Origin of the sequence: Streptobacillus felis (assembly GCF_001559775.1) — a bacterium.
GTDB classification, from domain to species: Bacteria; Fusobacteriota; Fusobacteriia; order Fusobacteriales; family Leptotrichiaceae; genus Streptobacillus; species Streptobacillus felis.
Genome location: NZ_LOHX01000132.1, coordinates 1 through 369, shown reverse-complemented (window position 1 = coordinate 369; position 369 = coordinate 1). Strand labels below are relative to the sequence as shown.

At 28.7% G+C, this 369-nt stretch carries 1 pseudogene; it reads right to left on the bottom strand.

The window, feature by feature from the left end:
• Nucleotides 1–22: 22 nt before the first annotated feature.
• A pseudogene (locus AYC60_RS08900) lies at nucleotides 23–369 on the bottom strand (ABC transporter permease); the annotation flags it as partial.

Below are 369 nucleotides of genomic sequence, written 5' to 3'. Positions count from 1 at the left end.
AAATACTTATGAAATCTATAATTCACATTGCAATATTTTCTATCCAACCACCATAATAAGAAATAATTACTCCTCCTACTATTTCAATAAATGATGTAATTATAGTTACTGATACTCCTATTACTATTGATTTTCTAGCACCCATAATTACCTGACCTAGTATCCTACGCCCACCATAGTCAGCTCCTAACCAATAACCTTCTAATGGAGCTGCATACTTATCTAATAACCTAACCTTCATTACATCGTTAACATCTAAGAAAAATGTTGCAGATATAAATATTATTAATATTAAACTTACAAATAAAGTTAGAGAAAATAAAGCAGCTTTATCTTTCTGAAACTCTCTTTTAATTACATTAAATCCTG